General features: G+C 24.6%; 28 protein-coding genes and 2 tRNA genes. 12 read left to right on the top strand and 18 right to left on the bottom strand.

Annotated features, from left to right (window positions below):
* Positions 1 to 75: 75 nt before the first annotated feature.
* The 4 genes from T523_RS08720 to T523_RS01880 all read left to right on the top strand — a co-directional run bounded on the left by T523_RS08720 (position 76) and on the right by T523_RS01880 (position 1,350).
* On the top strand, positions 76 to 618 hold the full coding sequence (locus tag T523_RS08720; RefSeq protein WP_052334600.1) for a hypothetical protein: 543 nt from the start codon (positions 76 to 78) through the stop codon (positions 616 to 618).
* 132 nt (positions 619 to 750) lie between these two features.
* Positions 751 to 824 (top strand) — tRNA-Arg (locus T523_RS01890).
* 69 nt (positions 825 to 893) lie between these two features.
* Positions 894 to 967, top strand: a tRNA-Arg gene (locus tag T523_RS01885).
* A 38-nt stretch (positions 968 to 1,005) separates the two neighbouring features.
* Positions 1,006 to 1,350: an ArsR/SmtB family transcription factor gene (locus T523_RS01880; RefSeq protein ID WP_042707228.1), complete on the top strand. Its 345-nt coding sequence runs from the start codon at positions 1,006 to 1,008 to the stop codon at positions 1,348 to 1,350.
* Positions 1,351 to 1,612: 262 nt separating this feature from the next.
* Here the strand turns inward: T523_RS01880 and T523_RS01875 are convergent, their stop codons facing one another.
* The 15 genes from T523_RS01875 to hpt all read right to left on the bottom strand — a co-directional run bounded on the left by T523_RS01875 (position 1,613) and on the right by hpt (position 13,002).
* Positions 1,613 to 2,803: a TIGR00375 family protein gene (locus T523_RS01875; RefSeq protein WP_042707227.1), complete on the bottom strand. Its 1,191-nt coding sequence runs from the start codon at positions 2,801 to 2,803 to the stop codon at positions 1,613 to 1,615.
* A gap of 245 nt (positions 2,804 to 3,048) precedes the next feature.
* Complete coding sequence (locus T523_RS01870) at positions 3,049 to 3,819, bottom strand: proteasome assembly chaperone family protein (RefSeq protein WP_042707226.1); 771 nt, start codon at positions 3,817 to 3,819, stop codon at positions 3,049 to 3,051.
* 2 nt (positions 3,820 to 3,821) lie between these two features.
* A complete protein-coding gene (locus T523_RS01865) occupies positions 3,822 to 3,992 on the bottom strand; it encodes an RNA-protein complex protein Nop10 (protein WP_042707225.1) in 171 nt (56 codons plus the stop codon).
* Positions 3,993 to 4,267: 275 nt separating this feature from the next.
* Positions 4,268 to 5,065, bottom strand: a complete 798-nt coding sequence (locus T523_RS01860; protein ID WP_042707224.1) for a translation initiation factor IF-2 subunit alpha — start codon at positions 5,063 to 5,065, stop codon at positions 4,268 to 4,270.
* 95 nt (positions 5,066 to 5,160) lie between these two features.
* Entirely contained in the window at positions 5,161 to 5,340 is a 180-nt protein-coding gene (locus T523_RS01855; protein ID WP_042707223.1) for a 30S ribosomal protein S27e, read from the bottom strand.
* Positions 5,341 to 5,349: 9 nt separating this feature from the next.
* On the bottom strand, positions 5,350 to 5,628 hold the full coding sequence (locus T523_RS01850; RefSeq protein ID WP_042707222.1) for a 50S ribosomal protein L44e: 279 nt from the start codon (positions 5,626 to 5,628) through the stop codon (positions 5,350 to 5,352).
* A gap of 288 nt (positions 5,629 to 5,916) precedes the next feature.
* Positions 5,917 to 6,864: a DNA replication complex subunit Gins51 gene (locus T523_RS01845; RefSeq protein ID WP_042707221.1), complete on the bottom strand. Its 948-nt coding sequence runs from the start codon at positions 6,862 to 6,864 to the stop codon at positions 5,917 to 5,919.
* 70 nt (positions 6,865 to 6,934) lie between these two features.
* Positions 6,935 to 7,669 (bottom strand): proliferating cell nuclear antigen (pcna), encoded by a 735-nt coding sequence (pcn, locus tag T523_RS01840; protein WP_042707220.1) that lies wholly within the window; start codon positions 7,667 to 7,669, stop codon positions 6,935 to 6,937.
* Positions 7,670 to 7,998: 329 nt separating this feature from the next.
* Complete coding sequence (locus T523_RS01835) at positions 7,999 to 9,255, bottom strand: hypothetical protein (protein ID WP_042707219.1); 1,257 nt, start codon at positions 9,253 to 9,255, stop codon at positions 7,999 to 8,001.
* 25 nt (positions 9,256 to 9,280) lie between these two features.
* Positions 9,281 to 9,592 carry a transcription factor S gene (locus T523_RS01830; protein WP_042707218.1) on the bottom strand — a complete coding sequence of 104 codons (312 nt, stop codon included), beginning with the start codon at positions 9,590 to 9,592 and terminating at the stop codon, positions 9,281 to 9,283.
* Between the two features lie 52 nt (positions 9,593 to 9,644).
* On the bottom strand, positions 9,645 to 10,073 hold the full coding sequence (locus tag T523_RS01825; protein WP_042707217.1) for an NUDIX domain-containing protein: 429 nt from the start codon (positions 10,071 to 10,073) through the stop codon (positions 9,645 to 9,647).
* A 98-nt stretch (positions 10,074 to 10,171) separates the two neighbouring features.
* Positions 10,172 to 10,444, bottom strand: a complete 273-nt coding sequence (locus T523_RS01820; RefSeq protein ID WP_042707216.1) for a DNA-directed RNA polymerase subunit L — start codon at positions 10,442 to 10,444, stop codon at positions 10,172 to 10,174.
* A gap of 72 nt (positions 10,445 to 10,516) precedes the next feature.
* Complete coding sequence (locus T523_RS01815) at positions 10,517 to 11,086, bottom strand: exosome complex RNA-binding protein Csl4 (RefSeq protein WP_042707215.1); 570 nt, start codon at positions 11,084 to 11,086, stop codon at positions 10,517 to 10,519.
* 233 nt (positions 11,087 to 11,319) lie between these two features.
* Complete coding sequence (gene dph2 / locus T523_RS01810) at positions 11,320 to 12,330, bottom strand: diphthamide biosynthesis enzyme Dph2 (RefSeq protein WP_042707214.1); 1,011 nt, start codon at positions 12,328 to 12,330, stop codon at positions 11,320 to 11,322.
* Between the two features lie 102 nt (positions 12,331 to 12,432).
* Complete coding sequence (hpt, locus tag T523_RS01805; RefSeq protein WP_042707213.1) at positions 12,433 to 13,002, bottom strand: hypoxanthine/guanine phosphoribosyltransferase; 570 nt, start codon at positions 13,000 to 13,002, stop codon at positions 12,433 to 12,435.
* Positions 13,003 to 13,371: 369 nt separating this feature from the next.
* Here hpt and T523_RS01800 point away from each other — a divergent pair, with 369 nt between their 5' ends.
* The 7 genes from T523_RS01800 to T523_RS01770 all read left to right on the top strand — a co-directional run bounded on the left by T523_RS01800 (position 13,372) and on the right by T523_RS01770 (position 19,959).
* Entirely contained in the window at positions 13,372 to 14,715 is a 1,344-nt protein-coding gene (locus T523_RS01800) for a signal recognition particle protein Srp54 (RefSeq protein ID WP_042707212.1), read from the top strand.
* 97 nt (positions 14,716 to 14,812) lie between these two features.
* Positions 14,813 to 16,036 carry a tRNA pseudouridine(54/55) synthase Pus10 gene (locus T523_RS01795; protein ID WP_042707211.1) on the top strand — a complete coding sequence of 408 codons (1,224 nt, stop codon included), beginning with the start codon at positions 14,813 to 14,815 and terminating at the stop codon, positions 16,034 to 16,036.
* Positions 16,037 to 16,377: 341 nt separating this feature from the next.
* Positions 16,378 to 16,668 (top strand): 50S ribosomal protein L21e, encoded by a 291-nt coding sequence (locus tag T523_RS01790; RefSeq protein ID WP_042707210.1) that lies wholly within the window; start codon positions 16,378 to 16,380, stop codon positions 16,666 to 16,668.
* 6 nt (positions 16,669 to 16,674) lie between these two features.
* Entirely contained in the window at positions 16,675 to 17,019 is a 345-nt protein-coding gene (locus tag T523_RS01785) for an RNA polymerase Rpb4 family protein (RefSeq protein ID WP_042707209.1), read from the top strand.
* A gap of 501 nt (positions 17,020 to 17,520) precedes the next feature.
* The gene (locus T523_RS01780; protein WP_042707208.1) at positions 17,521 to 18,207 is read left to right on the top strand and encodes a DUF655 domain-containing protein; all 687 of its coding nucleotides are present in this window, start codon (positions 17,521 to 17,523) and stop codon (positions 18,205 to 18,207) included.
* 301 nt (positions 18,208 to 18,508) lie between these two features.
* Positions 18,509 to 19,372: a 16S rRNA (adenine(1518)-N(6)/adenine(1519)-N(6))-dimethyltransferase RsmA gene (gene rsmA / locus T523_RS01775; protein ID WP_042707207.1), complete on the top strand. Its 864-nt coding sequence runs from the start codon at positions 18,509 to 18,511 to the stop codon at positions 19,370 to 19,372.
* Between the two features lie 2 nt (positions 19,373 to 19,374).
* On the top strand, positions 19,375 to 19,959 hold the full coding sequence (locus T523_RS01770) for a HemK2/MTQ2 family protein methyltransferase (RefSeq protein WP_042707247.1): 585 nt from the start codon (positions 19,375 to 19,377) through the stop codon (positions 19,957 to 19,959).
* A gap of 360 nt (positions 19,960 to 20,319) precedes the next feature.
* Here T523_RS01770 and dapF read toward each other — a convergent pair whose 3' ends face one another.
* Together dapF and lysA are read right to left on the bottom strand one after the other, a co-directional pair.
* Positions 20,320 to 21,180, bottom strand: a complete 861-nt coding sequence (gene dapF, locus T523_RS01765; RefSeq protein WP_084486363.1) for a diaminopimelate epimerase — start codon at positions 21,178 to 21,180, stop codon at positions 20,320 to 20,322.
* A gap of 20 nt (positions 21,181 to 21,200) precedes the next feature.
* A complete protein-coding gene (gene lysA, locus T523_RS01760) occupies positions 21,201 to 22,484 on the bottom strand; it encodes a diaminopimelate decarboxylase (RefSeq protein WP_042707205.1) in 1,284 nt (427 codons plus the stop codon).
* Positions 22,485 to 22,700: 216 nt separating this feature from the next.
* Here lysA and T523_RS01755 point away from each other — a divergent pair, with 216 nt between their 5' ends.
* On the top strand, positions 22,701 to 23,105 hold the full coding sequence (locus T523_RS01755) for an NUDIX domain-containing protein (RefSeq protein WP_042707204.1): 405 nt from the start codon (positions 22,701 to 22,703) through the stop codon (positions 23,103 to 23,105).
* Positions 23,106 to 23,280: 175 nt separating this feature from the next.
* On the opposite strand, the gene T523_RS01750 is transcribed toward T523_RS01755, so the two are convergent.
* Complete coding sequence (locus T523_RS01750) at positions 23,281 to 24,453, bottom strand: acetylornithine transaminase (RefSeq protein ID WP_042707203.1); 1,173 nt, start codon at positions 24,451 to 24,453, stop codon at positions 23,281 to 23,283.
* Between the last annotated feature and the right edge of the window lie 5 nt (positions 24,454 to 24,458).

The raw sequence follows: 24,458 nt of genomic DNA, 5'->3' as shown, positions 1-24,458 counted from the left end.
TATAATTCAAAAAATTATAATTATAAATTTTTTATAGAATATAACTTCTTATTGATCAATTAGAGGTGAAACAAAATGGAAAAATCAAACATTATTATTTCAATTATTATAGTTATATGTATTGCTGCTGGAGTAACTGCATATGGTTTAACCAGTGATGATAATGGTGTTTTTAAAAGTCTCCAAGGTATAGGTACCAATACCCATGGAACAGGTATAGGAAACAATTCCACAAATGTTAATACCACTAATGATATTAGTGGAAATGGTGGATCTGGAGGTATATCCCCATATGGTACTGGTGACAGCCCATATGGAAGTAACTTCTATTATGGTACTTCAGATAACGGAGGTTCCGACAATGGAGGCTCTGGTGATAGTGGAACATCTAACCAACAAACTCCAACAATAGATGACAATAATAACAACAATAACAATAATGATGATACTGGAATAAAAGATTATAGTGTTGCATATGCTATAACAACTGATAATGGAGATGGAACCTACACCGTCACATATTATAATGTATATGATCAAGCTATTGGATTCCATACTTATGGAGACAATATAGATGAAGGTGCAGGAGGAGCTCCAGATCATCCATATACAGGTTAGATAAAGAATAAAACAGTATTTTTATATACTGTATTTATTCTTAAATTTTTTTAATAAAAAATAGAAAAAATTAAAAAATAAAGAAAAAATTTATATACTAGAACAAACTAATACTTTATTGTTATGATGTATGGGCCAGTAGCCTAGTAGGATAGGGCGTCGGACTTCTAATCCGAAGATCCCGGGTTCAAATCCCGGCTGGTCCGTAGATTTAAAACTACTTTTTTTAATGAATTTTATATTACATGATTATTTTATATAGATATTTATAATATGGGCTTGTAGCCTAGCTGGATAGGGCGTTAGACTCCTAATCTAAAGATCGCGGGTTCAAATCCCGCCAAGTCCGCTTTTTTAAAAAATAATATTATTTAAATTAATGATACTATGGCAAACGATATATGTGAAATCAAAAGTCTAAGAGAAGATGTTATTGAAGAAGTTTCTAAAGAAATGTTAGATAATGAAACTTATGAAAGCACAGCTAGTTTATTTAAATTACTTGGAGATTATAATAGATTAAGAATAATTAATGCTCTTAAAATTAATGAATTATGTGTATGTGAGTTATCTATACTTTTAGATATGAGTCAATCAAGTATTTCACATCAACTTAGAATATTAAGACATCATAATATTGTTAAAAGTAGAAAAGAAAATAAAAAAGTATTTTATAGTTTAAATAATGATAATATTTTTAAATTAATTCAAAAAGGTATAGAATTAGAATAAGCTTATTTAAAATATATCATTAAATTTTTTAAATATTTAATTAAAAATTGATTTTATTTAAAAAATTAAAAATTATACCTAAATAAATAAGCAATAAATTAAAAACTACTTTTAAAAATTAAAAATAAATATTAAAATTTTATTAATTAAATCCATACTTATTTTAAATAAAATTAATTAAAAATAAAATTTAAAAAACTTATTTTAAAGAAAATACTTAAATTTAAGAAACTTAATTTAAAAAAATAAAAAAATAAACTAATTAAAAATTATCTAAAGTTATTACCTTATTTTTATTATCTTCTTTTAATTTCTTATCAAAAGATATTTCCCCATATTTACCTCCACCACCTGGAATAATATTTACTGTTTTATTTCTAAATGCAGAAATTCCTTTAGCAATTTGAGAATCAATATTTTCAATTTCATTGAGAGGGACATTAATAAGAATTTCAATTTCTGGACCAAAATTATCAATTAATAATTGCCACTTATTTTGAACTGTTTTTGTTGTAACTCCTTTATCATAAATCTTAGATATTATTTCAGCAAGAGGCATAGTGTGAATATAAGGTGGTCTAAATTCAGGATGATGTGGTTTTTCATAATCATTGATTTCACTAATTCTATAATCAACACCTTTTTTAATTCTACCTCCACAGTAAGGACATTTCATTTTATTATCATATGCTACTGATGGATTAATTAATTTATAGCATTTAGTACATGCAGTCATATGATATTTTCCTAAGTTAGGATACAAACCATAATTTGCTTTAATATCATTATGTTTTAATGCATACTTCAATGATGAAAATGAAATATCTTTCATCTGAATTTGATTAAACTCCCTACCTAATCGATGTGGCCATGGAGAATGTGCATCAGAATTTGATAAAAAAGGTATATCTTTAAGTTCTTTAACAGTATCTGCCATATCTGTATCAGCAGATAATCCTAATTCTAAAAAATCCACTTTTCCACCATAACAATCATAAATACTATCATATGATTTATACATACCTGTCCAAGGAGTAAATGCATGAGCTGGACCAATTAAACAATCATATTCTTTAACCATGTCATAAATTTCAGCACCAGACATTTTTGTCCTAGGTCTGCCATCAGAATATTTATTTTTAGAAACTAATTTATCTGAAAGTTCACGTGCAATTTCAATATTTGGAAGAAAAATTAAATGATGAATCTTTTTTTCTGCTTCAACTTCTACTGTTAATAAAAAATCACAATCTTTATGTGAATAAATCCCATCACCAATATACTCAGTAGACTCCTCAATAATTTTTAACCATTTTGGATGAAATGCATCCCCAGTTCCTACAAGCTGAAGTCCTTTTTCCTTAGCTTTTGGAGCCATATTCTCTATTAACATATCTTTAGAAGTTGCCATTGAAAAACAACTATGAACATGTAAATCCATATTAATTAACATAAATAAAAATTAGATTATCTTAATATATTAAATTATAGATAATATAAAAACAATAGAATAAATAGGATTAAAACCAATTAAAATAAGGATAAAATTTATTTTCAATCTAAAAATAAGAAATTTAAAAAAATAATTCTTTAAATAAATAGGTTTTAAGAATATAATTAAAACAGAAAAAAATAATTAAAATAAAAAATCATAAAAAAACAAAAAATAATTAAAATAAAAATAAAAGAATAAAAAAATTATCCAATATATCTTAAATCATCATCTTGTTGAGGCATACTACGATTTAAGACTTCTTGTTCTCTTTGTTGAGCTTTAGATAAAATTTGTCTTGTTTCTTCAGCCCTTTCCTCAAGTTTATCAGTGTTAACTTCAATTTTTAATATAGCAGATAATTTATTTAATATTGCTTCTGCAGCTTCTGGATCAATAAAGTAACCAGGAGTTGCACCCATTAAACAAGCACCAGACATATCTCTAAGTTGACCTAAACCTAAAAATAAACCAGAAGCACCAATAATTCCACCATCAGCAGATCTTATTTCAACATCAACAGATTTTAAAAGATCAATTTTATCTTCATCAGTTGCTGCACCATAAACAATAGGTTTTTCCACTGGTTGACCTGTAGCTAAACCACCTAATGTAAATAATTCACTTACATTATAGTCTTCAATAAAATCAAGTAAATCATTGCAAATAGCATATTGTCCTTCTGGAGAAACACCTTGAGTATTTCCTACAAGAATAATAAAATCTTTTTCATCTTCACCTTGATTTTTTAAATAATAAAATTCATTAACCATATTTTCAATTAAACCGTCTTCATCAACATAAACTTGTGGTGGGAAGTAAGGTGAATAAACTTCTGCAAATTTAGTAGCACCTAATTCATCAATTAAATGATCTGCAGCTAATTTTCCAACATGTCCTATACCTGGAAGAGCTTCAATAAATACAGGATTATCTAAAGATACCTCTTCTAAAATTTTAATTTTAGTTTTTAACATTTTTAATCCTCATTTTTAGATTGTTCTTTTAATTTTCTACGATATTTACCATATTTATCTTCAATTGAATATTTTGGAGGATAAATGACATTTAAATCTCCACCACATTTGGGACATTTCTCTTGAAGAGTGTAAATATTACATGATTTGCATTTATGCATTTTCATCTTCATATTATCACAAAAATATTTTACACTATTTTAAATTATGTATAAAAATTTTAAGTCTCTTATTAAAAAATCTTTTGAAAATTAATTAAAAATAAATAAAAAAAGCAATAATATCAAATTTTTTAATCTAAAATTCTAAATTAAAAAAAGTGATAAAACTTTAATCATTAGAAAGTTTAGATAAATAATAAAATTTTAAATGATTAAAAAAAGATGAACTTTCATAATAATTTTTTAAAACATGAAAAAATAATTAGAGATAAAGATTTTAAAAAAATCTAATTATCTTCTAATTCACGTAAAAATTCACCATTTCCATTAGAATCTTCAATAATTTTTATAGCCCTATCTGCAGCATTTTGAAGTTCTTTTTCAGCTATCCTATAATCTGAAGAGGTAACAGTGATACGATACCTTGGAGCACCAACATATTGTACTTTAACTTCATCTTCAGTGTTATTATCTTCAGCAGCTTTTAAAGCTTTAATAACAATATCTACTCCGTCAGGGTCAAAAGTTTGAATATCTATATATCCACTAATATGAACCTCTGGAGGTGTGATATTTCTTTCAGCAACATTAGTAATTGCTTCAGCCCATTTTTCATCAATACCTTCATCAATTAAAGATTGAGCTCCTTCATCAGCAGCTGTTTCATAAGCACCATAAATATCCCCAAAGATATCCATTAAATCATAACCGACTTCTTTATATGCAGTGTTTAAATTTTTATTTAATGATTTAGCAGATAATTCTAAAAATTTTTCAGCTTTTTGTTCTATTTTCCATTGCTGAATCTTTTTAGTTCTTTGGTCTTCTCTAATTCTTTTTAAGGAAGCATCAACATGTCCTTTTTTAGGATTAACTCTAATACAACGAGCTACAATTTTCTGATTTTCCCTAACATGGTCACGGATGTTTTTAACCCAACCAGAAGAAACTTCACTAATATGAATAAATGCTTCTTTACCATGATATTCTTCTAATTTAGCAAAACAACCATATGGAAGAACTTTATATACTGTAGCAACAAGAAGTTCACCCTCTTCAGGCCATTTAGCATTTTTTCTTACTATAAAAACACCTCCAATATTTTTAGGTTCTTAATTTTTATTATGATTTAATAAATTAAAAAAATAGAAATAATAAAAATTAAAAGATTAAAAAATATTTAATTTAAAACTTCATCAATATGAGCCATAATTTTAGCTTTAGATCCACGGGATTTAACAATAGTTTTACCGCAGATAATACATTTTACATCAGAAGCAGCACGATCAAATACAATTTGTTCATTACCACAATCTAAACATTTAACTTTTAAAAAATTTCCTCTACCTTTACTAGCCATATTAAACACCTATTGACTTACAAATTCAGGTTTACCTGTTCTGAATGGTTTTCTGATATGTGATTTTCCACATTCTTTACATTTGTATCTTAAATCTAATTTTTTAACTGGTTTACTTCCACTAGGTAATGGTCTTGGATAACCTCTGTATCCTGCAGTTACACGTCTGAACTGTCTTTGTCCCCATTTTAATTCACTAGCTTTTCGTTTTTTAGAAGTACGAACTTCATGAACAGTATGTTTTTTACAATATGGACAGTAAGTCCTTTTTTCTTTTGGTATTTTCATATAATCACCTTTGATAAAAAAATTATCAACTAAACAAGAACTGATTAGGTATCCCAATAGCTGATAGCATCTAAATAATATAATTCAAACTAAACAAGAACTTTTAAGGTATCCCTTCAGCAAGAATAAAAATCATAAAATAATAAATTAAATCTAAAAAATAGATTATTAATAAGAATAATTAAGATTTTAATATATCATAGATACATTAATTATATTTATTTAATAAGTATTTAAAATTAACTATAAAAATAGAAAATTAAATTATTAATAAATAATTTATTAAAATTAAATTTTAACAAGTCTTCCTTTTCTACATCGAACAATAACATTAGCATTGGCCTTAGGCAAAATAACAAGATCCTGTGATTTAAAAGGACCATAAACTTTTTCATCAATACCTATAATTTCATTAAAATCTTTAAAGATTAAAACTAAAACATTTTCTTCAAGACTTTTATTTTTAAGTTTAGAATCTAAAAAATCTTCTTCTTTTAAATCAATAAATTGATTATTTACTGCTTTTCTAATATTATCTAATTCACTATTATCTTCTTTAGAAATATCTGATTTGATATCTTTGTCTACAGATTCTTCTTTTAAATTATCAACATTAGAATTTTTATTAGATTCTTTAAAACTATTTATAGGCTCTTTTTTTAAATTATCAATATTAGAATCAATAATTTGTTTTTCAATAGGTTCTCTTTTTTCATCTTTTATAATTTTAGCATTAGCAATCTGACTTAATCTAGCAGTTACTTGATTATCTTCATCTAAAGAATCTTCAGTATCAATATCTTTATCATATACAGTATTTGATTCCTCATCTTTTTGATTATTTAAATTATCAAGAGATATATTATTCCTATGAACTTTAAAACTATCCATTAATGAATAATATAATTTCTCTTCTTCATCAGTTAAGTTAAGAGGAGTAGTATCTACTAAATCAAATTTAGGTTTACCTTTAAAAAGATGATAAGATCTATGAATATTCATTAATGCTGCTTCAGCAATTTTATGTTCTCTTCTTTCACATATTTCTGTTGCAATTCTTTGAGTATCTTTAAGAAGATAACTTTCATTAGAAAAAGGATCATCACTAATATTATCTTTAAGTTCATTTATATAAGAATAGATAAGACTATAAAAATTATTATCTACTTTAGCTAATGAACTATTAGCTCTTTCCTTTTTTTGGATTTTACGTAATTCTTGGAAAAATTTATCCACTATAACATCTCACAGAAATATAAGCTTAAAAATGGTTTAAAATAAGTAAAATAAAAATTTAAGAAACTGATTATTCATCAGCTTCAATACGTGGTGCAAGTAAGAAACTAAGTTCTCCATCTCCAGAAATCATTTTAAGTGAAAGTTTTAAAGGCATATCATTACCTAAATAAATTTTTGCAATATCTGAAAATTTATCTGCTTTAAGCATTTCTCTAATTTTTTCTAAAGAGAAAATAGACTTAACTTCTTCATCTATCTTTTCACCATGTACATATTCAATATTTGCATCACCGAATTCTCCTTCAGCAGCAGCTTTAAATACTTCACTATTAACACTTAATATGATTTTATCAGAGAAAATGTCAATATCATTAATTGAATCTTTTAAAAGTGCAAAAGGAACTTCAAATTCAGTTGGATATTCTAATGGAGGTGGAGTTGGAGAATCATATTCCATATCAATAAGACGTATTTTAAATCTTCTTTTAGCTTCACCTTCAAAAGTAATTATTAAATTACCTTCATCTAAAGATAAAGTAACTTTATCATTAGATTTAGAACGTTTTAAAACTTTCATCAATTCATCAGTGTCAATATTGATTTTTTCAGGTTCATCACAAATATATTCTTCAAATAAACTTGCTTTCAACTCTAAATGTACAAAAGTTATATGACTTCTGTCTAGAGCATCTAATCGAACACCTTCACTATCAGTTTGTAATTGAACTTCATCAACAATTGATGAAATTGCATCAAAACTTGTTTTTAATATATTAGGGTCGTTTAATTCGGCTTTAAACATGTAATCCTCTCAATAGAAATAATTTTTAATAAGTAATTAAAAAGATTATATTATATTTTTGGTTATCATCATTAATAAATATTATATAAATAAATTTAAAAATTAAAATAAAATTAACAATAAATTTAAGATAAAAACACAATATAAAATTTAGATTTTTTTAAATTTAAGATTTAATATATTATAAAATAGTTAATATAGATTAAAATAAATTCAATAATTTAAAAACAAGATATCTATTTAAATTAAAAATAAAACATTTAAGATAAAAACTTTAAAAATAAGTGAAATAAAAATAAGTAATATAAATAAAATAATAAAAAAGAAGATTATTCATTATTAGAATCTTTTATATTACCACTAGATTCATTTTTAAAATCTTCTTTTGTAATTGAAGTATTTACAGTAATTTTAAAATCATCTGAACTTTTAGCAACTTTTTCATCAAATGATTTTTTAGTACGATTATAATTTTCTTTATTATCTTCTAAGACAAATTTATTATCCTCATTAATGTCTTTTTCTTTATTATCTTCTTCAATATCATCTTCAATAGAAGAAAACCTTTTTAAGAAATTATCAACATTTTCATCTTCTTCATTAGAATCTAAACTTCTAATTCTAGTTATAGTTCCATTAGAAGTTCCAAAGGACATTATTTGCATTAATGAAAAAATAAAACAAATTAAACCAATTATAAATAATAAAAATGCAAGTCCTGCAGACTCACCTGATGCAACACTATCAACAACCCTAGCAGAATGTCTAAATATTAAGAAAAATCCAAATAAAATTGTAATAATTCCTACAATCATTCCAGCAATTGGAAAAGGACCAATTTTATCTTTTCTAAAATGAATTCCAGAATTTTCAGATTTCTCATCATCAATTGGTTTTAAACCTAAATCATCTAATTTTGAATTAATAAATTCATTATCATCCATACTTACATCAGTAGATTCAGATTTATTATCTTCATTAAAATCTTTAGATTGACCTTCTAAATTAGAATCATCTTCTAAATTAGAATCAGAATCATCAATAGATTTAGATTCTTTTTTATTATCTAAGTCTTCAACAAATACATCATCAACATTATTTAAGATATTACCTTCAAATGAAGAATCTTCATTTTCATTATCTGAAGAATCAATTTTAACATTATCTTCTTTAATTTCAATCTTATCAAAACTCAATTTATCTTCATCTTCATTAGATTTATTTTTTCCAAGAATAATGGATTTAGAAACATCTAAAGAATCATCTTTTAAATCTTTATTATCTACAGATTTTTTAATATTAACATTTTTAAAAGGTTTTATAGATTCTTTAGTTTCTATATATTCATTATCATTAGTATCATCTTCTAAATTTTTATTAACCTTATTAAAAATATTAACAATAGATGATTTATCTTCTTTATGAGTATACTCATCAAGATTATCAGACTTTAAATTATCTGAAGATTTAAAAACTTTATGTTTCTCATTAGCATCATCATATTGAGTTTTTTTAACTGTTTTCATAATCTTTTTAAGATTATTTATTGAATCTTCATAATCTGATCCATCTTTAGAACTTTTCATATTAAATCCTCATTGATTAGAATATTTAATCATATTCTCTCCAAGAATGTTTACATTTAACACATGTAAATATTCTTGTAGGTGCTTCATCTGCACTACGAGTTTGAAGCAACTTAAAATAAGCTTTATTATGACCACATTCTGGACATAAGACATTAGTAGTTGGACGAACATCAAGGTCACTACCTAAATCTACAACATTATCTTTAGAACTGATTTTTTCACTTACTTTATATTCATCATTACTAGATACATCTTTTTCATATCCACATGTATTACATTTAAGTTTACCATCATTAGGTAATAACATTCCACCACATTCTGGACAAAATTCCATAATAACCCTCCAATTATAATTTAAATAGAAAATAAAATTTTTAAAAGAAAGATTAAATTTTATTTTCCTTTTTTAATATATTGTAAATATCATTTAGAATTTCCCTATGATCAAAAGCTAAATCAATATCTTTAATATTATCAAAATTAAAAACATCAATATCTTTTGCATCGTCATCTGCTTTTCTATCATCAAAATTACCTTTAGCTAAAAAGGCAACAGTAACAGTATGGCCTCTAGGATCTCTATCTGGTTTAGAATAAACTCCTACAAGTTTTTCTAATTTTACATCAATACTTGTTTCTTCTTTAGCTTCTCTAACAGCTGCATGTTCAACTGTTTCTCCATATTCTACAAAACCACCAGGAAATGCCCAAGCATCTTTATATGGATTATTTTTACGTTTAATTAATAAAAAATTATTTTCATCATCATAAATAAAAATATCCACAGTTAATGACGGTTTTTTATGATAAGACATTTAATCACCACCACATTATAATTATTAAAAAACTTTTAATAAATTAATGAGAAATTCAATTAAAAATTTTTAAATAAAGTCTTAAAAAAATTTAAAGATTAAATTTGTTCAACTAAAGATTTAAATTCTTGAGTTTGATTTTTAAGTGTTTCAGCTGCTTTTTTAAGTGAATTTCTAGCAACTTTTTTCTGTTTAGTTTTAATAGTCATAATTGGTTCACCAATTAATGGATGGTCTATTGCATAAACAGCATATTGAACATCATCATCTTCCATGAGAATTTTTCTTATAACATTACAAAGAGCATGGTCTTCACCATGAAGAACAATTTCTAATTCTAATTTTTTATCAGTTAAAACTTCAATTTCCATTTTTTATCATCCTAAAAAAAAATTTAATAAACAATAATGAATCAATAAATTATAAATTTTAAAATATTTACCTTAATATAGATATTCCAAAGACATTTTACGTCTTTGTTTTTTACCACATTTTTCACAAATTAACTCATTTCTCCTATTAGTAGGTTTAAGATAAGAACGACAACGAATACACATAGCTTTAATTACACCATCAGATTCATCTTCAGTATTTAAATCTACATTATCACCAGTAATACGAGAAACTTTACATTTAATAATATCTCCAATTCTAAATGCATCAGATAAAGAATCTAAATAATCATTTTCAACTTGAGATATGTGAATTGAAGCTGAATAAGGAAGAGCAAGCCCCCTATTTTCATCAACCTTACTTATTATGTCCACTATAGCCCTTTGACTCCGTAAATCAGCAATTTGCCCATAAACTTCATCACCAAGCTTTAAAAGTACAGGTGTTCCAGTAAGTGGAGAAACAGAAACAATTCTGTTTTTCAAATCTAAATTTGCATTGCCTAAAATAGAAGACTTAATATTACCATCATCATCATAGGTTCCTTCACCAGGTAAATACTGTTCTACAATTCCTAAATAATCTCCAGGCATTACTAAATCTCCTGATTTTATTTTCATTTATACACCTCTAAATAAGTAGGAAATTTAAAAAATAAATATCATATTAAATAATTTCTTTACTATAAATATGTATTTATAATTTTATTATAATATAAACTTAATTAAATATTCTAAAAAATAAATGATATTTATAATAAAATTAGATTTAAATTAAAATAAAAAATTTCAATTTTTAAAGAAAACTTAAATTTAAAAAAATAAAATAAAATTTTCTTTATTAATTTAGGAAACTATTTTTTATATCTTTCATGAAAGAGAATTTCATCTAATTCATATTCTTCCCATTTTCTTTTATTTAAAACAATTTCCAATTCTTTAGGAGTTATAAGAGGCTTTTTATACATAGCAGAATCATCAATAGCAATTCTTGGACATGCAGTTACTATAAATCCTTCTAAATCCATATATGGAAGTAAAATTTCAGGACTTATTTTATCAACTAAAATAATATAAGCTTCCATATTTTCATCTTGAAGGCTTTTTTTAATTTCTTTTGCAAGACTCATCCTATATTGCCCTTCTTTAGAAGATACAAGAATTCCCCATTTTTTAACAGATTTTGCTTTAATAATTCTTGCAAAACGAATTCTTAAAATTCTATCAGCATAATCAGAAATTTCATTTGCCTCACCATTATAAGGATCTACTGCAATTACAGGAGCTTTAGTAAATAGATGTATCCCTAATGGATGAAATTTTCCACTTCCAATGAAAAGATAAATTTCTGCATCAAGATTTTTAATTGATGAAAAATTACATCCTAAGACTTGACCTTTAGTAGTACCTTTTGAAGAGGAACCTATAACTATTTCCTTACCATTATCTTCAAGATAATCTTTAATTTCACCTAAAAGATGTAAATGTTGAGTAGTAGTAGCAAGTGCAATTTTACTATAATCTTCCAATAGTTCTAATGCTTTATCTAATGATCTTTTAACATTTATTGAAGAATATGCCTCAATAAACATTACTGGAACTTTATATTTTAATGGAAGAGGAGTATGAGCATAATGAACAATCATATCTACTATACCTTCCATTTTTTTATCACAAACATCACATGCACCAAAACAAGGATCACCAGAAATAATTACAGTAGCATCTGTTTCATCTTCTATTTTACGAGCAATAGAAACAGCCTGCATTTTTAATCCTTCAGGAAATTGCAATCCTACATTTTTATATCCTTTTTTATTAATATGATTAATAACCTTTTCAACTTCCATATTATACATTGACATAATAATCAAACTAAAAAGTAAATATTTAAAATTAAAAACTAAAAAAAATAATTTTAAAATTTAAATAAAATATAAAAATTTTAAAATTTAAGAATATTAAAATTAATCTGCAATAGTAGAATCAATTACAACTTTACCATTTTCAATATGTAATTTTACAATAGAACCAATTTTATGATGTGTTTCTTTTTCAACAATATTTCTTCCATTTCCTTTATCTAATACTGCAATAATTGTAACAAGGTCAACTCCAATTTCTTCAAGAGCTTTAATAGTACTAATCAAAGTTCCACCAGTACTAACTACATCATCAATTAATAAAACTTTATCTCCTTTATGTAAATCATTTATATATAAATCAGATTCACCATAACCAGTAGTTTTATGAATAGCAACTTCACCATCTAAACCATAATGTCTTTTTCTAATTATAACAAAAGGAATACCTGTTTCAATAGATAATGCAGTAGCTAAAGGAATACCCATAGCTTCAATACCAACTATTTTATCAACATCAATGTTAAAATTATCTTTAACAACTTCAGAAATTTCAACTAAAACTTCTGGTTTCATAGTTGGAATTCCATCACTAACAGGATGAACAAAATAATCATAATCTCCTTTTTTAACAACTGGTGCTTCAATTAAAGATTTTTTTAATTCTTCAAGCATAATTTCACTACATATAAAATTTTAAAAAATAATAAAAATAAGTACAATCTAAATATTAACCTTAAAATTTTTTTAAAAATAATAAAAAAATAAAGTACAATTTAAATAGTACATAAATAATATAATAATAAATAAATTTTTAAATCATATTTTATATATTTAATTATATTATTGATTTTATATTAAACTTATCAAATAATCACATAATATTAAAATATTACTTTGTTAAAAAACGTATTTATTTAAAAATTTAAGTTTATTAAATTTATTTATTTAAATTAAAAGTTCATGATTTAAAAAGATTTTAACAAAGTAAAGATTTAAACTTAAAAAAATCAAATATTAAAAAAATAAAAGCTGGTTAATAATATGTTAGGAAATCTAGGAGAAAACCTAAGTAACAGTATTAAAAAATTAGCAGGAATGACTGTTATAGATAAAAAAACAGTTAAAGAAGTTGTAAAAGATATACAACGTGCATTAATTCAATCAGATGTAAATGTTAAATTAGTATTTAAATTATCTAAAAAAATTGAAGATAGAGCACTAAATGAAAAACCACCTAAAGGAATTACTGCTAGAGAATATGTTATAACAATTATATATGAAGAAATGGTTAACTTACTTGGTTCTGAAGCAGCAAAACTTGAAATTACAGATAAACCATTTAAAATATTATTCTTAGGATTACAAGGTAGTGGAAAAACAACAACTATAGGTAAATTATGTAAATATTTAATTAAAAAAGGATATAATCCAGCTGTAGTATGTACAGATACATGGAGACCAGCAGCATATGAACAATTAAAACAATTAACTACAGAATTAGATATTTCATTATATGGTGACCCTGAAAATAAAGATGCATTAGACCTTGCAAAAAAAGGTCTTGAAAAATTCAAAAATCAAAGAATAATAATTTTTGATACTGCAGGAAGACATAAACAAGAATCAGATTTAATTGAAGAAATGAATAAATTAGATAAAATCATTAATCCAAGTGAATCTATTCTTGTTATTGATGGTACCATTGGACAAATCGCTGGTGAACAAGCAAAAGCATTTTCTGAAGCAACAGATATTGGTTCTATAATTATTTCAAAATTAGATGGTTCTGGAAAAGGAGGAGGTGCACTTTCTGCAGTTGCAGAAACTGGTGCTCCAATTAAATTCATTGGTACTGGAGAAAAAATAGATGATTTTGAAGTATTTGATCCTGAAAGATTCATTTCAAGATTATTAGGAATGGGAGATATTCAATCACTTATTGAAAAAGCAGAAGAAAATATTGATGAAGATATTGCTCAAAAAACTATGAATAATATGATGAGTGGTAAATTCACCCTTGTAGATATGCAAAATCAATTTGAAATGATGAATAAAATGGGACCAATGCAACAAGTCATGAATTTAATTCCAGGTTTAGGTAATAAAATACCTAAAGAATATACAAAGATGACAGAAGATAAAATAAACACCTATAAAATTATTATGTCATCAATGACACAAGAAGAAATGGAAAATCCTAGAATCATAAAACAATCACGTATCCAAAGGATTGCAAGAGGTGCTGGTGTTGAAGAAAAAGATATCAAAGAACTTCTTAAATATTATAATAATAGTAAAAAAGCAATGAAAGGTATTGGAAAACGTGGTGGATTTGGTGGAGGAAATATGGCTCGTTTAATGAATCAATTTGGTAGAAGAAAATAATCTACTAAATTATTCACTTAATTTTTGAAGCTAATTAAAATAAAAATCTGATTTTAAAAAAATAATACTTATTTTTAAAACTTTAAAAGTAGATAATATGGACAAAGAAGTATTAAAAAAAGCAAAAGAAATAATTGATTATACAAACAATACGATTTGTAATCATTGTTTAGGACGTAAGTTTTCTAATGAAATAGAAGGATTAACAAATAAAGAAAGAGGAGAACTTATAAGAAAAGAATTATCTATAGAAAATCCAAATGAAAAATGTTATATCTGTAATAATCTATTTGATAAAATAAATAATGAATTATATGAAAGAATAAATCAAAAAATCAATTTTATAAATTTAGAATTTGATAATTTCTTAGTAGGTTCAAAAGTTCCAAAAGAAATTCTAAAAAAAGATGAAATATTTGATAAAAAATTTGATTTAAATACAGAAAACATTAAAAAAGAAATCAATAGAACAATTGGATTAGAACTAGAAAAAAGACTAGGTAAAATTGTAGAATTTAAAGATAATGAAATTGTTATTGAATTAAATTTTAATAATGAAGAACCAACAGTGTATATACAAATTAATCCAATATTCATAGAAGGAACTTATAATAAATATAAAAGAGGAATACCTCAAACTAAATGGCCTTGTAGGGAATGTCATGGAAAAGGTTGCAAATATTGTAATTACACTGGTAAAATGTATTCTGAATCTGTTGAAGAAATTATGTCTGATATAGTCCTTAAAAAAACTAAAGGAAGATTTTGTAAATTTCATGGTGCAGGAAGAGAAGATATTGATGTTTTAATGTTAGGTGATGGTAGACCATTTGTTCTTGAAGTTGTTGAACCTAAAATTAGAAAATTAAATCTTAGTGAATTAGAAAAAGAAGTAAATGAATATGCAAATGGTAAAACTAAATACAACCATTTAAAATATTGTAAAAGAAATCGTAAAGGAGAAATAAAAGTATCTTCTCCAGATGCATATAAAATTTATGAAGCAATTGTTAAATGTGAAAATGAAGTTAATAAAAAAGATTTAGAAATTTTACAAAATCTAGATTTAATTAAACAAAGAACCCCAAATAGAGTATCTCATAGAAGAGCAGATAAAATTAGAGAAAAAAGAGTTTTAGGATTGAATTGTGAGATTATTAATCCAAAAGAATTTAAAATGACTATTAAAACTGAAGGAGGATTATATATTAAAGAATTAATCTCTTCAGATGAAGGAAGAACTAATCCAAGTGTTACTGGACTTCTTAATAATCAGTGCATATGTAGTCAACTAGATGTTGTTGAAGTAAGTAAAAAATAATAAAAAAATAAATACTAAAAAAAATAAAAAATATAAAAAAATAATAAAAAAATTACTATAAAACTAAAAGTATATTAATAGCTTTAAAGTAATAAATTAATATTATTAATTAATGGAAAGTATATTTCTAAAAAATCATAGAATTTAAGAATTAATCTTATTATCGAAATTTTATGAAATTTATCCATTTTATTATTAAACTTTTAAAAACTATGTTTTTATAAAAATTACAATTTACAAATTATTTTTTTCTTAATGTAAATTTATAAGGATTATTCATTAAAAATGAATAGTTTATAAAAACATTATTCATATTAAATTAATACATAGAGGTTATAAAAATGCAAAGATCAAGAGGATTTAAAAGTAGATCAAGAAAAAAATTGACTAAAAAATCACGTAAAGGTCGTTCTAACCCTATTACTAACAAACTTCAAACTTTTGAAAATGGAGATTTAGTACATATTATTATTGACCCTAGTATTCACAGAGGTCAACCACATTCTAGATTCCATGGAAAAACTGGAGAAATTATTGGTAAAAAAGGACAAGCTTACATTGTAAGTTTAAAAGATGGTAACAAAAGTAAAGAATTAATTGTTAGACCAGACCACTTAAAAATGCAAGAGTGAATATAAATGATAGGTAAAAAAACAGTTAGCAAAGAGCCAATACCTGCAGCTAAAGTAAAAAGAATTCTAGAAGAATTTAGTGAAAATAATGACCTTAGTTACGAACAAAATATTACATTAAATCATGTTCTTACTTTCAACAAACTTTCTGAAGAAGATACATATAAAATGATTGAAGAACTTGAAGGAAAACTTCCTAAAAAATATGCTGTTCGTGTAGCTGATTTATTACCTAAAGATTTATCTGATATGAGATTAATATTCGCTAAAGAGAGAATTTCATTAAGTAAAGAAGATATGGAAGAAATTCTCGAAATAGTAGATAAATATGTAGTAGATGATGAAGAATAGTTATTTTTACTACAATTATCTTTTTTTAATAAATTTTAAATTACTCTAAACTTTAAAAAACTTTTTTTATAATATTTTAATTTTTAATTAATAAACTTAAAAAAAACTATTTTTAAATACAATAAATTCAATATTGTATAAAATTTATATTAACTAATAAAATTAAAAATTTAAAACTATATAATTATATCTTCTAAATAAAGAATCCTAAATAAACTAAAATATATAAATTATATTTTAAAAATATTAAGAAACTTTATTTTAAATAAATCCAGATATAATTAAAGTAAAAAATAAACAGATTTAATAGAAAGCTTAAATTCTTATTAAATATTATTTTTTATTTAAGTAAAATAAAATAAAAAACATATACTAAATTTTCTTTAAATGAATAATAATAAAACAAAATATATTAAATATAATGAATATATTATAAGATAATTAATTTAATATATGAATATTAAAAATTAAGGACTTAACATAATAAAAGAAGTGAGGAAAATGAAAAAAAACAATGATAAATATAAATTTAAAAAAGAAGAATATGCTATAGTCCTAGATTATCTTAGGTTAGGTTATGTAAATAAAAGTGGAACTAAATTTAAAAACAAACCAATAGTACAATCAATAGGTACAGATAAATTCACACTTCTTGAACTCATACCAAAAGATAATGTGGATATTGAGATACATGAAAAATTATATATTGGTTCTGGAAAAAGAGATAAAATAAAAACCGTAAGAAAACTTGATTATAATAACTTAACAGCTACTAGTCGTGTTGAACTTGAATATGCAATAAAAGAAATCGTTGAAAAACAAGAAGATAAATATATTAATTTCTTTAATACTGCAGGTTCATTAAGTACTAGATTACATAAGATTGAACTTCTTCCAGGAATAGGTAAAAAAACAATGTGGAATATTATTAAAGCAAGAGATGAAAAACCATTTGAATCTTACAAAGATTTACAAAATAGAGTACCTTCATTACCAAATCCAGTAAACATGATTACAAATAGAGTAATACAAGAACTTGATCCAAATACTGTTAAAAAAGGTAAAAAGAAATATTATCTATTTACTCAAATTCCTAGTGAAAGAATGAGAGAATATTATAGGGAACAAAAAAGAAAAAATAGAAATAAAAATAAATCTAAAAAAGAATTCAAAAATAATAAAAATTAAAAAATAAGTATTTAATAAACACTTATTTAATAATTTAAGTTATAATATTCTTACAATTAAAAATTTAAATTTCTAAAATAAGTTTTATTTTTAAATGAAAATAAAATCTATATTAAAATTAAGTAAATCCAATAAAAACAAATATTAAATCCTAAAAAATATATTAATGTTATAAAATTTTTCCATGACATATAAAAATAAATATAAAAGTGTAATAAATATATTAAGGTTGTAAAATTTTTTCCATACCTTATAAAACTAATATTAGGACTTAAGAAATATTTTCTAAAGATGTGATTAATTGAATAATAATCAAATTTCATTAGCAAAAGAAACAAAGAATATTTTAAAGAAATATAATCTAACTTTAAATCATAGTTTAGGTCAAAATTTCCTTATAGATGGTGCTAAAAGAAATCAAATAATTGAATTTGGAGATATTAACTCATCAGATACTATTTTAGAAATTGGACCAGGAATAGGTACATTAACTTTAGAAATTGCTAAAAAGGCAAAAAAAGTAATATGTATTGAGAAAGATAAGAAAGTTATTAATATCTTAAAAAACCGTATAAAAGATAATTCAATAGACAATATTGAAATTATAAATGATGATGCACTTAAGGTAGACTTTCCAAAATTTGATAAAATAATATCTAATCTCCCTTATCAAATATCTTCACCAATAACATTTAAACTTCTTAATTATCCTTTTAAATTTGGAGTATTAATGTATCAAAAAGAATTTGCAGATAGAATGTTAAGTAATGTTAATGAAAGAAATTATTCAAGACTATCTGCAATGTTACATTTTAAAGTAGATATTGAATTATTAACAAAAGTTCCTTCAGAATGTTTTATACCTAAACCTAAAGTAGACTCTGCAGTTGTAAAACTTACACCAAATAATAAAATTGAAGATGAAGAAATATTTGAAAATTATGAAAAAGTTTGTAAGGCATTATTTCAACATAAAAATAAAAAAGCAGAAAATTCCATAATAAATTCCCGACATGAATTAGGTTATAGTGATAAAAAAGAGTTAAAAACAAATATTAAAAATATAAATTCAGATAAACTAAATGAATTACTTGAAAAAAGAGTAATAAATTTAAGTCCTGAAGAGATACTTGAGATTACACAATTATTAAGTGATATTTTATGAAAATGGGAAAATATGAAATTAAAACTGATGATTTAGTTTACAAACCTGCAGAAGATACTTTTCTTTTAGAAGAAAATCTTCAAATAAATAAAAATGATACAGTTTTAGAAATTGGTACAGGATCTGGATTAGTTGCACTTTATGCAAGAGAAAAATCTGATAAAATTACAGTAAGTGATATTAATTTTAATGCTCTTGAAATTGCAGAAGAGAATTTTAAAAATAATGGTATTGATGATATTGAACTTGTATTTGGAAATCTTTATGAACCTTTTAAAAACAGAAAGTTTGATGTAATTTTATTTAATACTCCATATCTACCAACTGAAGATGAAGACATTATTAATGATGATTTAAATTATGCATTTGACGGCGGAGTAGATGGAAGAAAAGTCATAGATCCCTTTTTATATGGATTGAAAAAACATTTAAATGAACATGGAAAAGTTCAGATGATACAGTCATCATTATCTAATATTGAAAAAACATTTGAAATTTTAGAAAATGAAGGATTTATATGTGAAATAACAAAAAAACAACATTTCTTTTTTGAAGATGTAGTTTTAATAACTGCTACATTATTATAAAATCCATCATATTAAATATAAAGATATAATATAACTTTAATAATTACATTATTATAAAATTTAAATAAGTTTTAAAATAATTACTATTCTAAAATCACTAATTAACTTAATTATTTATCTACAAACTTTTTTTAAAATAGATTCTTAAATAGCTAGTTGTTTTAAAAACTTAAATTTTTTAAAAAAATCTATTAGAACTTATTTTTAATAAAGTCTTTAAACCTAATTATTGAATTAATTAATAAATAGCTAAAAAATAAAAACTAGAGTAAAAATTATAACTTAAATATAATATATACTAAAGTAAATAAAAAGTATAAACTAATAAAAATAGTAATTAAAAAATTATAAATGAAGAAATTATTGAATTTCTCCATCAAATACTAATTCTGCAGGTCCTTCCATAAATGCTCCTAATTGATCTCCTTCTTTATAAACTGTAAATTTAAGGTTTCCACCAGGAAGGTGTAAAAGGACATTTGAATCAAATAGGTCATTTTTATATCCTGCAATAGCTGTAGATGTAGCACCAGTACCACAAGCAAGAGTTACACCAGCACCACGTTCCCAAGTTCTCATTTTACCTTCATTTTTAGAAATAACTTCTACAAAGTGAACATTAATGTTTTCAGGGAATAATCTATGAGTTTCAAATAGAGGACCAAATTTATCAATATCTACACTATCAACATCATCAACAAAGATAATAACATGAGGATTTCCAACACTTAATACAGTAATATTAAATTTTTCTCCACCAACTTCTAATTCTTTATTGACACATTCTTCACTATCATAAATCATAGGGACTTCATCAGTTTTAAATGTAGATGTACCCATATTTACTCTGAAGAATTTAGGTTCATTATTTTCAAGTGTAATATCAATAGTTTTAATTCCGCTTTTTGTTTCAACAGTCATTGATTCTGCTTCAAGTATTTTTTTCCTATATACAAAATCAGCGAAACATCTAATACCATTACCACACATTTCTGCTTCTGAACCATCTGGATTAAACATTCTGTAACCAATATCTGCTTCAGATGAAGTTTCAACAAATAATACTCCATCTGAACCTACACCAAAATGTCTATCACATAAGAAACGACATGCTTCTGGTTTATCAGATTCAGATATAACAGTACCTGCACTTTCATCAATAATTACAAAATCATTACCAATTCCATGCATTTTTGAAAATTTTAATCCTTTTAAATCAATCATTTGAATTACCTCCAAGATTATTGTAAGTAATCTGGAATAATTTGATTTCTAAATAAATCATCATATGTTTCAGCTTTACGTACTACTGTTGCATTTCCATTATTAACTAAAATTTCAGCAGGTAAAGGTCTTGAGTTATAATGTGATGCCATAGTAAATCCATATGCACCAGCATTTAATATTCCTAAAACATCTCCTTCTTCAACTTCAGGTAATGGTCTGTCTCTAGCAAATAAATCTCCAGATTCACAAACATCTCCAGCAACATCAACTTCTTCTTTAATAGGTGCACTCATTTTACTTGCATCAACAATATGATGGTAAGATCCATACATAGTAGGTCTAAGTAAAGTGTTAAATCCTGCATCTACACCAATATATTTCCTATAACTTTGTTTTACACTGTTAACTTTAACAAGTAAATCAACTGCATCTGCAACAATATATCTTCCTGGTTCTAAAAACATTGTAGGTTTACCCATATTATATTCTTTAAGTTTTTCTTCAAAGAATTTAACATTTTCATGAGCAAAATGATCAATATCTAATGCTTTTTCTTCAGGAGTATAAGGTACACCAATACCTCCACCAAAATCTACAAATTCAAAATCAACTCCTGCTTCTTCATGAACTTTACCTGCAATATCCATAGTAGAACCTATTGCTAATTTAAATGGTTCTGGATCTAATATACCTGAACCAATATGAGAATGAATACCTACAGGATCAAATCCTAAATCTTCTGCTAATTGATATACTTCAACTGCTTCATTATCCATGATACCGAATTTACTCATTACACCACCAGTAATAGTATGTGCATGATGTCCAGCACCTACCATAGGATTTACTCTAATAGATAATTTAAGACCATTAGGGTCTACAACATTAGCAAGTCTTTTAATTGCTGATACTGAATCAACATTTAAAATAACACCCATATCATGAACTTCTTTAAGTTCTTCATCAGTGATGTTATTACCTGTAAATAATATTCTATCAGGTGAGAAACCTAATTTTTCACAAGTATAAACTTCACCTGGTGAAACTGTATCTACACAACATCCTTCACTTTCAAGTATTTTCATAACTGCAAGGTTTGTATTTGCTTTACAAGCATAAAATACTTTAAAATCAGGATAATATTTAGAGAATGCATTATAAAATCTATTATAATTATCTCTTATTCTGTTTTCATCAATTACATATATTGGTGAACCAAATTTATCTACAAGGTCACATGCATCAGCACCACCAATATCTAAATGGTCTTTTTCATTTACTTTAATATTTAAATCCATTATAATCCTCCAGAATTTAAAAGATTTTTATCAATAGTTTAAAATCAATATAATAATTTTATTAATAAAAATATTATACTCCTTAAGTTTAATTATATAATTTTTAATATTTAATTTATTTTAAAAAAGATAACATTACTTATATAAACTTATTAATATATAAATTTTAGCTAAAATAAATTTTATTTTAATAAAAGAATTAAGGAGAATAATAATATGAAAAAAGGATATGGACTTTCTGTAAGAGGAATAGCTAAAAAAAATGAAAAAATACTTGTTTTAAAAAGACATCCAAAAAGTAAAACTTTTCCAAATCAATGGGAATTTCCAGGTGGAAAAGCAGAACATACTGAATATTTTGATGAAACATTAAGAAGAGAATTTAAAGAAGAAACAAATTTAAAAGTTGAACCATGTAAATTCTATGAAGCTATTGAAGATGAACAAGCAAAAATAATAACAATACAAATCTATATGTATGTAAATATACTTGAAGATGATGAAGTTAAAATTAGTGATGAACATATAGATTATGCTTGGAAAAATATAAATGAACTTAAAACTATGGATTTAAGTCATACAACATTAAATGTTTTAAAAAAGAAGAATTGGAAAATATAGAATCTATTAAAAAACCTATTTTTTTAATTTAAAGAAATAATAAAAAAATATAGAGTCTATTAAAAAACTTATTTTCTAATTTGAAGAGTATTAGTTCTTAAAATTGAATTTAAAAAATATTCTAAAAATTAAAGATTTTAAATGTTAAAATATAGATAGTTAAAAAAAATAAAAATTAGATTTCAGAAAATACTTCATCTAATTTTTCTACCATAACATCAATATCTTCTTTTGTAATTATAAGTGCAGGAGCAATTCTTAAAACATTACCTGCAGTACAATTGATTAAAACACCTTTTTCTCTCATTTTATCAACAATGCTTCCACCTTCCATAGTAAGTTCAATACCTACTAAAAGACCTAAACCTCTTACATCAGAAACAAAATCATATTTATCTTTTAAAGTGTTTAATTTATCTTTAAGATATACACCCATTTCTTTAGCATTTTGAGAAAGATTTTTCTCATCAATAACATCAATTGCAGCATCAGCTGCAGCAGCTGCAAGTGGATTTCCACCAAAAGTAGAACCATGATCACCAGGTACAAATGCAGAAGCTACTTCTTCAGTTGCTAAAGTTGCACCAATAGGAACTCCTCCACCAAGACCTTTAGCAAGACTTACAATATCTGGTTTAATTCCAAATAAATCATGTGCAAAGAAAGATCCACATCTTCCAACACCAGTTTGAACTTCATCAATAATAAGTAATATATTATTATCATCACATAATTTTTGGATTCCATTCATATAATCTTGGTTTGCAACATTTACTCCACCTTCACCTTGAACTACTTCTAACATAATAGCTGCAGTATCATCACTTATTGCATCTTCCATAGCTTTTAAATCATTATATGGAACATGTTTAAAACCAGGAGGTAATGGTTTAAATGGTGCACTAAATTGATCTTGACCAGTTGCAGTAACTGTTAACATAGTTCTTCCATGGAAAGATTGTAATGCAGTGATAATTTCGCCTTTACCAGTAGCTTTTCTTGCAAGTTTAATAGCTGCTTCATTAGCTTCTGCTCCACTATTAGAAAAGAAAGTTTTTGTAAAGTGAGATTTATTTGCTAATTTTTCTGCAAGTATTGCTGCTGGCTCATTATAATAAATATTAGATGTGTGAATCATTTTTTCAGCTTGATTTTTAATAGCTTCAACAACTTTTTCATTAGTTTGACCAACATTGTTTACTGCAATTCCTGCAAAGAAATCTAAATATTCATTTCCATCTTTATCATAGACTTTAACTCCATGTCCATGATCTAAGACAATAGGTTGTCTACCATAAGTATGCATTACATATTTATCATAGTTATCCATAACTTCTTTAGTATTCATAATAA

This window comes from Methanobrevibacter wolinii SH, from assembly GCF_000621965.1.
Taxonomy (GTDB): Archaea; Methanobacteriota; Methanobacteria; order Methanobacteriales; family Methanobacteriaceae; genus Methanarmilla; species Methanarmilla wolinii.
This window is presented reverse-complemented; position numbering and strand designations above follow the sequence as displayed.